We start from the raw sequence: 13,402 nt of genomic DNA, 5'->3' as shown, positions 1-13,402 counted from the left end.
GGGCGCTTCGGAAGCCGGTATCAGTCCGCCTGGTCGAGGCGGGCCGTCTCGTCGAGCCACGAGGTGGCGACGGCGCGCAGCTTCTCCTCGTACTTGCGGCCGTGGTGGGCGCAGTAGAGCAGCTGGCTTCCGTTCACCTCAGCGGCGATGTAGGCCTGTGCACCGCAGCTGTCGCAGCGGTCGGCCGCCGTGAGACGGTAGGAGACAGGGGCTTCGGTCGTGGATGTCGCGGTCATGGTCTGCCTCCCTGTTCGAACCTGTCGAGGAGTCTCGACGCTTCCGATTCACTGTATGAAACCACGCGGGGCTCCGAATCATGCCCGGATGACGGCAGTTTCGCTCTGCGCGTACGCGATCCTCAGGATGGGCGCCACGGCCATCCGGCACAGGGGAGTGTCGCGGCGTCCGCACAGGCGATCGAAAGTATGATCGAAGACCGTGACCTCCGAGTACTCCGCCCATCATCTCCAGGTGCTGGAAGGCCTCGAGGCCGTCCGCAAGCGTCCCGGCATGTACATCGGGTCGAACGGATCGCCCGGCCTCATGCACTGCCTCTGGGAGATCATCGACAACGCCGTCGATGAGGCCGTCGCGGGCAACGGCTCGCGCATCGACGTGATCCTGCGCGGCGATGGCAGCGTCGAGGTGCAGGACCGCGGGCGCGGCGTGCCGGTCGACGTCGAGCCGCGCACCGGCCTGTCCGGCGTCGAGGTCGTCTACACGAAGCTGCACGCCGGCGGGAAGTTCGGCGGCGGGTCGTACGCCGCCTCGGGCGGTCTGCACGGCGTCGGCGCCTCGGTCGTGAACGCCCTGTCCGAGCGTCTGGACGTCGAGGTCGACCGCGGCGGCAAGACGTGGGCGATGTCGTTCCACCGTGGCGAGCCCGGCCGCTTCGCCGATCAGGGCCAGCCGAGCCCCGACGCGCCCTTCTCGCCGTTCGAGGAGCGCAGCGAGCTGCAGGTCGTCGGCAAGGTCGCGCGCGGGGTCACCGGCACGCGCGTGCGCTACTGGGCTGACCGGCAGATCTTCACGAAGGACGCCGCGTTCCAGGTCGACGAGCTCGTCACCCGCGCACGGCAGACCGCGTTCCTCGTGCCCGGGCTCGAGATCGTGATCCGTGACGAGCGCGGCGAGGAGCCGAGCGAGACGTCGTACAAGTTCGACGGCGGCATCTCCGAGTTCGTGCACTTCCTCGCGACCGACGCGCCCGTCACCGACGACTGGCGCTTCCAGGGGTCCGGGTCGTTCACCGAGACCGTGCCGATGCTGCAGCCCGACGGCTCCATGCGCTCCACCGAGGTGCAGCGCGAGTGCACGGTCGACATCGCGCTGCGCTGGGGGACCGGCTACGACACGATCATCCGCTCGTTCGTCAACATCATCTCCACGCCCAAGGGCGGCACGCACCAGCAGGGCTTCGAGCAGGAGCTGCTGAAGCAGATCCGCGCGGAGGTGGAGAAGAACGCGCGGCGGCTGAAGGTCGGCCAGAACGACAAGCTCGACAAGGACGACGTGCTCGCCGGGCTCACCGCCGTGCTCACCGTCTCGGTGCCAGAGCCGCAGTTCGAGGGCCAGACGAAGGAGGTCCTCGGCACGCCGGCGGTGCGCGCGATCGTGGCGAAGGTGGTCCGCGAGGGGCTGAAGGAGCGCTTCACCTCCACGCGGCGCGATGACAAGAACCAGACGTCGATGCTGCTCGACAAGGTCGTCGCGGAGATGAAGGCCCGTGTCTCGGCGCGTGCCCACAAGGAGACGCAGCGCCGCAAGAACGCGCTGGAGAGCTCGTCCCTGCCGGCCAAGCTCATCGACTGCCGCTCGAACGACGTGTCGAACTCCGAGCTGTTCATCGTCGAGGGCGACTCCGCGCTCGGCACCGCACGGCGCGCGCGCGACAGCGAGTTCCAGGCGCTGCTGCCCATCCGCGGCAAGATCCTCAACACGCAGAAGGCCTCGATCGGCGACATGCTGTCGAACGCGGAGTGCGCGTCGATCATCCAGGTCATCGGCGCCGGCTCCGGGCGCACCTTCGACATCGACGCGGCGCGCTACGGCAAGGTCATCATGATGAGCGATGCGGATGTCGACGGCGCGCACATCCGCACGCTGCTGCTGACGCTGTTCTACCGCTACCTGCGCCCGCTCATCGAGCACGGGCGCGTGTACGCGGCGGTGCCGCCGCTGCACCGCGTGATCGTGATGCACCCGGGTTCCAAGCCCAACGAGACCATCTACACGTACTCGGATGGCGAGCTCAACAGGCTCCTCGCTCGCCTGCGCAAGCAGGGCAAGCGGTGGCAGGAGCCGATCCAGCGCTACAAGGGCCTCGGCGAGATGGACGCCGATCAGCTCGCGGAGACCACCATGCAGCGCGACGGCCGCCTGCTGCGCCGCGTGCGCATGGAGGACGCCGAGGCCGCCGGCCGCGTGTTCGAGATGCTGATGGGCAACGAGGTCGCCCCGCGCCGGGAGTTCATCATCGACTCCGCAGACCGCCTGGACCGCGAGGCGATCGACGTCTGACACGGACCGGCGCGCCGGGCGCGGGTCCATCAGACGATGTCGTCTCGCCGAGGTGACACGGCTTTCCGCGGTTTTTCGTGTCGCGCCGGCGAGACGACATCGTCTGGTGCGTGAGGGGCCGCGACGCCGGCCCTGACTCCGGAGAATGGCGCTTACCCCGGAGGGTTCTGCCGCTTCGCGTCCTGGGGAAGCGCGATCCTCCGAGGTTCGGGCGCTCCGGCCGGCCTATCCGCGCATCAGACGTCATCCATCCCGCGCATCGGACGGCACACGCCCCCGCGCCCGGCGACAGCCGCGCCGGGCTACACCAGCGTGCGGCCGATCGACGACACCACCGCGTCGAGGGGCTGACCGGATGCGTCGCGCTTGGCGAGGGTCTGCGGCAGCTTCCGCACCGATCCCGTCGCATCGACGGCGAGAGCGGGGTCCGGGCCGACCCACGCGAGGGTGAGCCGGTCCTCGCCGCGAAGGAACCCGTGTGCGCGCACCCCACCGGTCGCGCGGCCCTTCGCGGGGAACTCCGAGAAGTCCGAGATCTTCGCGCGCCCGATGTCGGCGCCCGCGATCATCCCCTCGGAGCCGGAGACCGTCACCACCACGGTGTCATCGCCGGAGGCGGCGCCGAAGAAGAGCGCCGTGCCCTTCGCGCTCAGCTTCACCCCGGCCATCCCACCCGCGCTCGCCCCCTGCGGGCGCACCGTCGCGGCGGGGAAGCGCAGCAGCTGCGCGTCGGTCGTGACGAACACGAGCTCGGCCTCGTCGGGCGCGGGGGCCGCGCCGACAACCTCGTCGCCCGGCTTGAGGGCGATGACCTCCATCTCGGGCTTCGCGGGCACCGTCGCCGGGACCACGCGCTTCACGACGCCCTGTGCGGTGCCGAGCGCGATCGGCGTTGTGTCGTCGAGCGCGACGAGGCCGATCACGCGCTCGGACCGGTCGGCGAGCCCGATGTAGTCGTGGAGCTTCACCCCCACGCCCAGCTGCACCGAGGTCGCCGGCACCGACGGAAGGTCGACGGGGTGGAACCGCACCAGCCGGCCGCGATTCGTCAGCGCGCCGGCCTCGCCGCGCACAGTGGTCGACACGGTGGACAGGATGGCGTCGTGCTTGCTGCGTCGGGACGGTGCGGTCAGCTGCTGGCCCTCCGGAACCTCGACGCGCACGGCGCGGCCGGTCGTGGACAGCGCCACGAGCGTCGGACCGTCGGCGATCTGGAGATCGACATCAGCGCTCTGGCGCGAGCGGGTGGCTGCGGGCTTGCCGTTCATGAGCAGCGTGCGGCGTGGCGTGCCGTACTTGTCCACCACGGCGTCGAGCTCGGCTGCCACCTGACGGCGCAGCAGCGTGTCCGACCCCAGCAGCTCCTCGAGGTGCGCGATCTCGGCGAGCAACTCGTCGCGTTCCTTCTCGAGCTCGATGCGCGAGAACCTGGTCAGACGCCGCAGACGCAGCTCGAGGATGTACTCGGCCTGCACGTCGTCGAGGTCGAACACCTGGCACAGGCGCGCGCGGGCCTGCTCGGAGTCGTCCGACGAGCGGATGACCTGGATCACCTCGTCGATGTCGAGGATGGCCACGAGCAGACCGCGCACGAGGTGCAGTCGCTCCTGGCGCCGCGCGAGGCGGTAGCGGCTGCGCCGCGTGACGACCTCGATGCGGTGGTCGACGTAGACGCGGAGGAGCTCGACGAGGCCGAGCGTGTGAGGGCGGCCGCCGACGAGGGCGACGTTGTTGAAGTTGAAGGAGTCCTCGAGTGGTGTCAGCCGGTAGAGCCGCTCGAGGACCGCCTGCGGGTCGAACCCGGTCTTCACCCCGATGACGATGCGCAGCCCGTTGTTGCGGTCGGTGAGGTCGGTGACGTCGCTGATGCCCTGCAGCTTCTTCGACTGGACGGCGTCCTTGAGCTTCTCGATGACGCGCTCGGGCCCGACCATGTACGGCAGCTCGGTGACGACGATGCCGGTGCGGCGCGGGCCGATCTGCTCGACGGAGACCTTGCCGCGCACCTTGATGGCCCCGCGCCCCGTCTCGTAGGCGTCGCGGATGCCGTCGAGCCCGACGACGATGCCGCCGGAGGGGAAGTCGGGGCCCGGCACGAACTCCATGAGCTGGTCGAGGGTGGCCTCGGGGTTCTCGATGAGGAAGTTCGCCGCCGCCACGACCTCGGTGAGGTTGTGCGGGGCCATGTTCGTGGCCATCCCGACCGCGATGCCGGTCGTGCCGTTGACGAGGAGGTTCGGATACGCGGCCGGCAGCACGTCGGGCTGCTGGAACTGCCCGTCGTAGTTGGGTACGAAGTCGACGACGTCCTCGCCGAGGTCCTCGGTCATCGCCATCGCCGCCGAGGTGAGGCGTGCCTCCGTGTAGCGGGCGGCGGCGGGGCCGTCGTCGAGGGAGCCGAAGTTGCCGTGGCCGTCGACGAGCGGCACGCGCAGGGCGAAGTCCTGCGCGAGGCGCACGAGGGCGTCGTAGATCGCGGTGTCGCCATGGGGGTGGAGCTTTCCCATCACCTCGCCCACGACGCGGGCGCTCTTCACATGGCCGCGGTCGGGGCGCAGGCCCATCTCCGCCATCTGGTAGAGGATGCGCCGCTGCACGGGCTTCAGCCCGTCGCGCGCGTCGGGGAGGGCTCGCGAGTAGATGACGGAGTACGCGTACTCGAGGTACGACCCCTGCATCTCCGACTCGAGGTCGATGTCCTCGATGCGCTCGTCGACAGATGCGGCGTCGGATGCCTGCTTGCGCGCCATTCAGCCCTCTCCTCGGGTGGGACGGAACTCCGGCCACCTGTCGTCGGCGCCGCGGGCGCGGAGGACGAGCGCCCCCGCTGTGGGAGACTGGCCCGGATGTCCCTCATCGTACCGTCGGGCCCTGCGAACGCCCGGAGCCTCACCGAGATCGCGGACGAGACGCTGCGCTCCCTCGACGGCACCGGGACCTGGCTCGCCCCCGCGAGATCGACGGTCGTCGTCGTCATCGACGGGCTCGGCGCCATCCAGCTGCGCGCCCACGCCGGGCACGCGCGGCGCCTCGGGAGCGCGATGGCCAGGAGGGACGTCGCGCGCAGCGTCTTCCCCTCGACCACGGCCGCGGCGCTCTCGAGCACCCTCACCGGGGCATGGCCGGGGGAGCACGGCCTCGCCGGCTACCGAGTCCTCGACCCCGCGCGCGGGCGGCTCGTCAACCAGCTCAACGGCTACGAGCGCGATGGACTGGACCCCGCTGCCTGGCAGCGCGCCTCGACCGTGTTCGAGCGCGCGGCGGTGCAGGGACGCCCCGCGTTCGCGGTGGGACTGGCGGAGTACGAGCGCAGCGGCTTCACCGGCGCCGTGCTGCGCGGCGCGCGCTACGTGCCGGAGGACGCGGTGCGCGCTCGGATCACCACGGCCTACGCGCTCGCGGCGTCAGAGCCGGGCTCGTTCGTGTACTGCTATCTGCCGGAGGCCGACAAGGCCGGCCACCGCCACGGCGTCGCCTCCGACGCGTGGATCGCGGCGCTCGAGGAGATCGACGCGGCCTTCGCCGCCGCGGTGCCGGCGGGCGTCGGCGTGCTCGTCACCGCCGACCACGGAATGGTCGACGTGCCGCCCCATCGGCACGTGCTGCTCCGCGACGGCGACCCGCGCCTCGACGGCGTCGCCCACATCGGCGGAGAGCCGCGGATGCTGCACCTGTACCTCGACGACGGCGCGGACGCGGACGCCGTGGCCGCGACCTGGCGCGCGCAATCCGAGCGCACCGCCGACATCGCCACCCGCGACGAGGCGGTCGCGGCGGGGCTCTTCGGCCGGGTCGACGAGGCCGTGTCCCCACGCATCGGCGACGTGCTCGTCGCGGCGCGGGGCCTCTGGGCGTTCTACGACGACCGTCTCGCCGACAAGCGGCCGCAGCTCATGGTGGGCCAGCACGGCTCCATCACGCCGGAGGAGATGACCGTCCCGCTCATCCGGCTCGGCGCGTACGCGGGCTGAGCGTCGGATGGCCGCGCGGCCATCCACCGGATCAGTCGTCGGCGCGCGCTCCGAAGACGATCTCATCCCACGAGGGCATCGACGTGCGCCCGCGTCGGCGCGAGCCGCCGTGCTCGGCCGGGTTCGCCTCCGGCTCCGAGCGGCGGCCGGATTCGCCCCCGTCGAGGATGACCACGGGAGAGCTCGGCTCCTCCGTGGTGCTCTCCTCCGACTCCATCACCGGCGCGCTCTCGCGCTGCCCGCGGCGGCGGCGCAGCGCCTCGAGCAGGTCGGCGGTCTCCGCGTTCGGAGCGTCGGCATTCGGCGCGTGCTTCGTCGCGGCCTCGCGCACCGACGGGATGGCGCGGGTCATGCCGTCCGTCGCCCCCTCCTGCTCGGGCGTGCGGCGCGGGCCGAAGGCCGCCGAGTCGAACCGGTCGTCGTCCGCCGTCTCGGCGGTGTCGAGTGCCCGCAGCCGCGGGATGAGGCCCTCGGGCATCGGCCCCTGCCGGGACAGCTGCGTCGCATCGGCGTTCAGGGGCGCCAGGGCGCTGCGCCGCGGATCGAAGCTCCACCGGGCGTCGTGATCGACCTCGGCGGCCGTGAACTCGAGCTTGACGATCCAGCCGGTCTCGTCCTTCCAGCTCGTCCACCGCTCGCCCGAGGCCTGCAGATCGGCGAGCTTCGAGCGGATGGCCTCGCCGAACGTCGGGTTCTGGTCGCCCGTGAGATCGGCGCCCATGAGAACGGGAACCGAGAGCGCGCGGCCCACGATGTGCTCGCGCTCGGCGAGCACGGGGCTCTCGAACCGGCGGACGTCGGCCACGCTCGCGCCGAGGAGCTCGGCGACCTGCTCGGCGGTGAGGCCGGCGCGGATGTGCTGCTGGATGTCGCGCGGGCTCGCCGAGGGCGGGCGCGGCTCCTCGCGGTGCGACGCGCGGTCGATGCGCCGCAGCTCGGAGCGCAGCAGGTCGTCGACGGGGAGCGTGAAGCGCTGCCCTGATTCGTTCGCGAGGACGAGCTTGCCGTCCTCGGTCCCCACGATCGTGAGCTGATCCATGCTCCTGCTCCTCACACGATGCCCATGGTGTTCCGCCATGCTTTCACGGGCACGGCGTCGGGGCTGGGAATACGGCGGGCGCGCCGCGGGTTTCATCGCGAGCACGGTGACCCGCAGCGAGCCGACGCGCTGAGCATTTGCGAAAGGCGCGGTCGTCGTGCAAACTATCGCCGCCCCGCCCGACGTCGGGGATCAGCAACACCCGATGACGAAAGAAGTGACGCCTTCAGATGGCAACCGACTACGACGCGCCGCGCAAGAGCGAAGACGACAACAACAACGAGTCGATCGAAGCGCTCAAGGCGCGCCGCCCCGACAACGCGGGCTCGATCGACTCGGAGGACGCTGACAACCCCTCGAGCTTCGACCTTCCTGGGGCTGACCTCTCCAACGTGGAGCTCGACGTCGTCGTGCTCCCGCCGCAGGATGACGAGTTCACCTGCATGAGCTGCTTCCTCGTGAAGCACCGCTCGCAGCTCGACCACGACGGGGCCGAGGGCCTCATCTGCCGCGACTGCGCTGCGTGATCTGCGCGCGCACCACGGCCGCCGCGAGGCGGTCCGGGGTGCGCGTGGAGATCGTCCACGACGTGACGGGGTCGTCGGGATCGGTCACCGGGATGACCACCACCGGATCGATCCCGCCTCGCACGAGATACCAGCCCCGAGGATCGAGCCCCGCGCCGCGCGCATTCCGCGCCTCCTCACCCGAGAGCGCGACGGGCTCTCCCAGATGCTCCACCTCGATCCGCGCCCGGCCAGCGCGCAGGCGGCCGTCGGCCACCGCCACGACGGGCGAAGCGGCCAGGAGCAGCGTGATGAGCCCGACGGCGGCGGCCACGCCGAGCACGAGCGAGATGGCCGGGTCGATGCGCACGAAGACGAGCGCGACCATCGGCGCGACGATCGCCGCCGCGCCGAGGAGCCAGAGCGAGGGCGAGAGCCGCTCGCGGTAGGTGGCGCCCTGAGCGGACGCGCGATTCGGGGACGACACTGTGTTCTGCATTACCCTCGTTGCGTGACCGATATCGTGGACGTCCCCATTGTGGCATCCGAGGCTCCGGCCTACGCGCATGCCGGCGACGCCGGAGCCGATCTCGTAGCCGCAGAGTCGCTGACTCTGGCGCCGGGGGAGCGCGCTCTGGTCGGCACCGGCGTGCGGATCGCCCTGCCCGAGGGATACGCCGCATTCGTGGTGCCGCGCAGCGGACTGGCCGCGAAGCACGGGATCACCATCGTGAACGCGCCGGGCACCGTCGACGCCGGCTACCGGGGCGAGATCAAGGTCGCCCTGCTCAACACCGATCAGCGCGAGCCGTACCGCGTCGACGAGGGCGACCGCATCGCCCAGCTCATCGTCATGCCCGTGACGCGCGCGCGATTCATCCCGGTCGACGACCTGTCCGACTCCGCGCGCGGGGCCGGCGGGTTCGGATCGACCGGCTATCAGACACGAGGAGTGGCATGAGCGACGAGTCCGTTCAGCACGGCGACGACACCGCACCCGCGGAGGCGCCCACGCGCAACCGCGCCGAGGAGGGGCCGTTCGACGAGAGCGAGGCGAACCCCGTCCGCCCGTACATCGATCTCGGCGGCGTCAAGATCCTGCCTCGGGAGGGTCTGAACCTCCGCCTGGAGGTCGAGGAGCAGTCCAAGCGCATCGTCGCGGTCGGGCTGGACTACGCCGACTCCACGCTGCAGGTTCAGCCGTTCGCGGCGCCGCGCTCCACCGGCCTGTGGGATGAGACCCGCGACCAGATCCGCGACCAGGTGCGCCAGCAGGGTGGCCGCGTCGAGGAGCGCGAGGGCCCGCTGGGTGCCGAACTGCTCGCCGAGGTGCCCGTCGTCGCCGGCGGCGGTGGCGCCGAGAAGCGCCTCGCGCGCTTCATCGGCGTGGATGGCCCTCGCTGGTTCCTGCGCGGCGTGATCGGCGGGCGCGCGACGAGTGACCCGGAGGCCGCGGCCCGGGTCGAGGACCTCTTCCGCTCCATCGTCGTCGTCCGCGGCGGCACGCCCATGCCCCCGCGCGACCTCATCCCGCTGAAGATGCCGCAGACTCCGGGCGCCGCGTGACCGGACCCGACGAGCAGGCGAAGGGCGCGCCCCCGCGCGCATCCGACGCGCTCGGGGCCGCGCTGGGCGACGCCGCCCGCCGGATGGGCCTCGACCCCGCGCAGGAACGGAGCGCCGGACACGTGGTCTGGGGCGCGATGGGCGGATGGCGCGGGGTGCTGGAGTCGGTCCTGCCGAGTCTCGCCTTCGTCGTCCTGTTCACCCTGCGTCCCGCCGCGCTCGGCCTCGCGCTCGGCGTCTCGGTCGGGCTCGCGGCGGTCTTCACCGTCGTGCGCCTCGTGCAGAAGTCTCCGCCCTCGGCCGCACTGGGCGGCCTCGTCGCCGCCGCGGCCGCGGCCGCGCTCGCCCTGTGGACCGGGCGCGGGGAGGACAACTTCGTCCCCGGGTTCTTCACGAACGCGATCTACGGCTCGGCGCTGCTCGTGTCGGCGCTCGTGGGCTGGTCGCTCATCGGCCTGGCGGCGGGATTCCTCATGGGCGAGGGGACGGCGTGGCGCGCCGATCGCCGCAAGCGGCGGGTGTTCTTCTGGCTCGCCATCGCCTGGTCGGCGCTCTTCTTCGCCCGGCTCGGCGTGCAGCTGCCGCTCTACTTCGCCGGCGACGTCACGGCGCTCGGCACCCTGAAGCTCGTGATGGGCCTGCCGCTGTTCGCCCCGCTGGTCGCGGTGACGTGGCTCGCGGTGCGCGCGCTGTACCGGCCAAGCGACGAGCCGACGCACGCGCGCGCCGCTCGATGACCGCGGCACCCCTCGTGATAGATTTATCTCGACATCGAGATAAATCGCGCACTGCCGACGCCCCTCGCCTCGCCCACGGCCGGTGAGGTCCGCCTTCCTAGCCGAACCGGTGAGACGGCGAGCAAGATGGGGGCGTAAGTGCGCGGTCGACCAGGAGGAGACAGCCCGTGTCAACGGTGAACAGCTTCGGTGCCAAGAGCACCCTGACGGTCGGCAGCACCGACTACGAGATCTTCCGCATCGACAAGGTCGCCGGGTACGAGAAGCTCCCGTTCAGCCTGAAGGTGCTGCTCGAGAACCTGCTTCGCACCGAGGACGGCGCGAACGTCACGAAGGAACAGATCGAGGCCCTGGGCTCCTGGGATGCCTCGGCTCAGCCCAGCACGGAGATCCAGTTCACGCCCGCCCGCGTGGTCATGCAGGACTTCACGGGCGTGCCCTGCATCGTCGACCTCGCCACCATGCGCGAGGCCGTCACCGCGCTCGGCGGCGACCCCGACCGCATCAACCCGCTCTCGCCGGCCGAGATGGTCATCGACCACTCGGTCATCGCCGACCTCTTCGGCACCGAGAACGCGCTCGAGCGCAACGTCGAGATCGAGTACGAGCGCAACGGCGAGCGGTACCAGTTCCTCCGCTGGGGCCAGACGGCGTTCTCCGACTTCAAGGTCGTGCCCCCGGGCACCGGCATCGTGCACCAGGTGAACATCGAGCACCTCGCCAAGGTCGTCTACGACCGCGAGGTCGGCGGCGTCCTGCGGGCGTACCCCGACACCTGCGTCGGCACCGACTCGCACACCACCATGGTGAACGGCCTCGGCGTCCTCGGCTGGGGCGTGGGTGGCATCGAGGCCGAGGCGGCCATGCTCGGCCAGCCCGTCTCCATGCTCATCCCGCGCGTGGTCGGCTTCAAGCTCACCGGCGAGATCCCCGCCGGCGTGACGGCGACCGACGTCGTCCTCACCATCACCGACATGCTCCGCAAGCACGGCGTGGTCGGCAAGTTCGTCGAGTTCTACGGCGAGGGCGTGGCCTCGGTGCCGCTGGCCAACCGCGCCACGATCGGCAACATGAGCCCCGAGTTCGGCTCCACCGCCGCGATGTTCCCCGTCGACGACGTCACGCTCGAGTACCTGCGCCTCACCGGCCGCGACGAGCAGACGGTGGCCCTCGTGGAGGCGTACGCCAAGGAGCAGCATCTCTGGCACGACCCCTCGCGCGAGCTCGTCTTCAGCGAGTACATGGAGCTCGACCTCGCGACGGTCGTCCCGTCGATCGCCGGCCCGAAGCGTCCGCAGGACCGCATCCTGCTCTCCGACGCCAAGACGCAGTTCGAGCAGGACATCCTCAACTACGCCAACGTCGCCGATGAGGACTCGGTCGAGGTCGAGGGGACGTTCCCCGCGTCCGACCCGGGCACCGCTCCCGGCGTCGAGCGCGAGCACGTGTCGCCCGAGGGCGTGTCCTACCAGCACGAGCGCGAGCGCCCTGTGCTGACCAGCGGCGCGCCCGAGGCGGTCTCGCAGCCGGTCCCGGTGACCACGCCCGACGGTGAGAAGTACATCCTCGACAACGGGGCCGTGACCCTCGCCGCGATCACCTCCTGCACCAACACCTCGAACCCGACCGTCATGGTCGCCGCGGGGCTGCTGGCACGCAAGGCGCGCGAGAAGGGGCTCAAGCAGAAGCCGTGGGTGAAGACCACGCTCGGTCCCGGCTCCAAGGTCGTGACGGACTACTACGAGAAGTCCGGCCTCGACAAGGACCTCGAGGGCCTCGGCTTCTACACGGTCGGCTACGGCTGCACGATCTGCATCGGCAACTCGGGTCCGCTCATCGAGGAGGTCTCCGAGGCGATCAACGAGCATGACCTCGCCGTCACCGCCGTCCTCTCCGGCAACCGCAACTTCGAGGGGCGCATCAGCCCCGACGTGAAGATGAACTACCTCGCGAGCCCGCCGCTCGTCGTGGCCTACGCGCTGGCCGGGTCGATGCACTTCGACTTCGACGCCGACGCGCTCGGCCAGGACGGCGACGGCAACGACGTCTTCCTGAAGGACATCTGGCCTTCCACCGAGGAGGTCCAGGAGATCATCGACTCGTCGATCTCGCGCGAGCAGTTCATCAAGCAGTACGCGACCGTCTTCGACGGCGACGAGCGCTGGCAGAACCTGCCCACCCCGACCGGGCCGGTCTTCGAGTGGAACGACGACTCGACGTACGTGCGCAAGGCGCCGTACTTCGATGACATGACGATGGAGCTGACGCCCGTCGAGAACATCTCCGGTGCCCGGGTCCTCGCGACCCTCGGCGACTCGGTGACGACCGACCACATCAGCCCTGCCGGCAACATCAAGGCCGGCACCCCCGCCGCGCAGTACCTGACGGAGCACGGCGTCGCCCAGCGCGACTTCAACTCCTACGGCTCGCGCCGCGGCAACCACGAGGTGATGATCCGCGGCACGTTCGCGAACATCCGCCTGAAGAACCTCCTCGTGAGCGCCGTCAACGACGGCCAGGTCGTCGAGGGCGGGTACACCCGCGACTTCACGCAGCCGGAGGGCCCGCAGTCGTTCATCTACGACGCGAGCCAGCACTACCAGGAGGCGGGCACGCCGCTGGTGATCTTCGGCGGCAAGGAGTACGGCTCCGGCTCGTCGCGCGACTGGGCGGCCAAGGGCACGAGCCTCCTCGGCGTCAAGGCGGTCATCACGGAGAGCTTCGAGCGCATCCACCGCTCGAACCTCATCGGCATGGGCGTCGTCCCGCTGCAGTTCCCGGAGGGCCAGAGCTGGGAGTCGCTCGGGCTCGACGGCACCGAGATCGTCTCGATCGAGGGCCTCGACCAGCTGAACGACGGCGTCACCCCGCAGACGGTCAAGGTCACCGCGTCGCCCAGCGAGCACTCCGCGCCCGGCAAGGAGACCATCGAGTTCGACGCGGTCGTCCGCATCGACACCCCCGGTGAGGCTGACTACTACCGCAACGGCGGCATCCTGCAGTACGTGCTGCGCAGCCTCGTCTGACCTGCACTCCTCGCACGGCGGCCCCGGGATCATCCCG

At 70.7% G+C, this 13,402-nt stretch carries 11 protein-coding genes; 7 read left to right on the top strand and 4 right to left on the bottom strand.

The genetic code is table 11. From position 1 onward, the window contains the following. Positions 1-20: 20 nt before the first annotated feature. Complete coding sequence (locus tag QWJ90_RS01125) at positions 21-236, bottom strand: DUF7455 domain-containing protein (protein WP_156241009.1); 216 nt, start codon at positions 234-236, stop codon at positions 21-23. A gap of 202 nt (positions 237-438) precedes the next feature. Between QWJ90_RS01125 and QWJ90_RS01120 the strand changes: the two genes are divergently transcribed. After that, a complete protein-coding gene (locus tag QWJ90_RS01120) occupies positions 439-2,520 on the top strand; it encodes a DNA gyrase/topoisomerase IV subunit B (RefSeq protein ID WP_290105741.1) in 2,082 nt (693 codons plus the stop codon). A 302-nt stretch (positions 2,521-2,822) separates the two neighbouring features. On the opposite strand, the gene QWJ90_RS01115 is transcribed toward QWJ90_RS01120, so the two are convergent. Next, the gene (locus QWJ90_RS01115; RefSeq protein ID WP_290105739.1) at positions 2,823-5,270 is read right to left on the bottom strand and encodes a DNA gyrase/topoisomerase IV subunit A; all 2,448 of its coding nucleotides are present in this window, start codon (positions 5,268-5,270) and stop codon (positions 2,823-2,825) included. 96 nt (positions 5,271-5,366) lie between these two features. On the opposite strand from QWJ90_RS01115, the gene QWJ90_RS01110 reads away from it, so the two are divergent. Continuing rightward, positions 5,367-6,491 (top strand): alkaline phosphatase family protein, encoded by a 1,125-nt coding sequence (locus QWJ90_RS01110; RefSeq protein ID WP_290105738.1) that lies wholly within the window; start codon positions 5,367-5,369, stop codon positions 6,489-6,491. A 31-nt stretch (positions 6,492-6,522) separates the two neighbouring features. Here QWJ90_RS01110 and sepH read toward each other — a convergent pair whose 3' ends face one another. Further along, entirely contained in the window at positions 6,523-7,530 is a 1,008-nt protein-coding gene (gene sepH, locus QWJ90_RS01105; protein WP_290105737.1) for a septation protein SepH, read from the bottom strand. Positions 7,531-7,760: 230 nt separating this feature from the next. Here sepH and QWJ90_RS01100 point away from each other — a divergent pair, with 230 nt between their 5' ends. Then, on the top strand, positions 7,761-8,057 hold the full coding sequence (locus QWJ90_RS01100; RefSeq protein ID WP_290105736.1) for a DUF4193 domain-containing protein: 297 nt from the start codon (positions 7,761-7,763) through the stop codon (positions 8,055-8,057). Here QWJ90_RS01100 and QWJ90_RS01095 read toward each other — a convergent pair. After that, complete coding sequence (locus QWJ90_RS01095; RefSeq protein ID WP_290105735.1) at positions 8,032-8,535, bottom strand: DUF3093 domain-containing protein; 504 nt, start codon at positions 8,533-8,535, stop codon at positions 8,032-8,034. The genes QWJ90_RS01100 and QWJ90_RS01095 overlap by 26 nt on opposite strands. A gap of 12 nt (positions 8,536-8,547) precedes the next feature. Between QWJ90_RS01095 and dut the strand changes: the two genes are divergently transcribed. The 4 genes from dut to QWJ90_RS01075 all read left to right on the top strand — a co-directional run bounded on the left by dut (position 8,548) and on the right by QWJ90_RS01075 (position 13,365). After that, positions 8,548-8,997, top strand: a complete 450-nt coding sequence (gene dut / locus QWJ90_RS01090) for a dUTP diphosphatase (protein ID WP_290105734.1) — start codon at positions 8,548-8,550, stop codon at positions 8,995-8,997. Then, the gene (locus QWJ90_RS01085; RefSeq protein ID WP_290105733.1) at positions 8,994-9,602 is read left to right on the top strand and encodes a DUF3710 domain-containing protein; all 609 of its coding nucleotides are present in this window, start codon (positions 8,994-8,996) and stop codon (positions 9,600-9,602) included. Before dut ends, QWJ90_RS01085 begins: the two co-directional genes overlap by 4 nt. Then, positions 9,599-10,339, top strand: coding sequence for a DUF3159 domain-containing protein (locus QWJ90_RS01080; protein ID WP_290105732.1), 741 nt, complete (start codon positions 9,599-9,601; stop codon positions 10,337-10,339). Before QWJ90_RS01085 ends, QWJ90_RS01080 begins: the two co-directional genes overlap by 4 nt. 167 nt (positions 10,340-10,506) lie before the next feature. Beyond that, entirely contained in the window at positions 10,507-13,365 is a 2,859-nt protein-coding gene (locus QWJ90_RS01075; RefSeq protein WP_290105731.1) for an aconitate hydratase, read from the top strand. The last annotated feature ends 37 nt before the right edge of the window (positions 13,366-13,402 follow it).

The sequence above is a fragment of the Microbacterium oryzae genome, assembly GCF_030406385.1.
GTDB classification, from domain to species: domain Bacteria; phylum Actinomycetota; class Actinomycetes; order Actinomycetales; family Microbacteriaceae; genus Microbacterium; species Microbacterium oryzae_A.
Note: the sequence above shows the minus strand (reverse complement) of the source record. Positions and strands in the feature narration are given on the sequence as shown.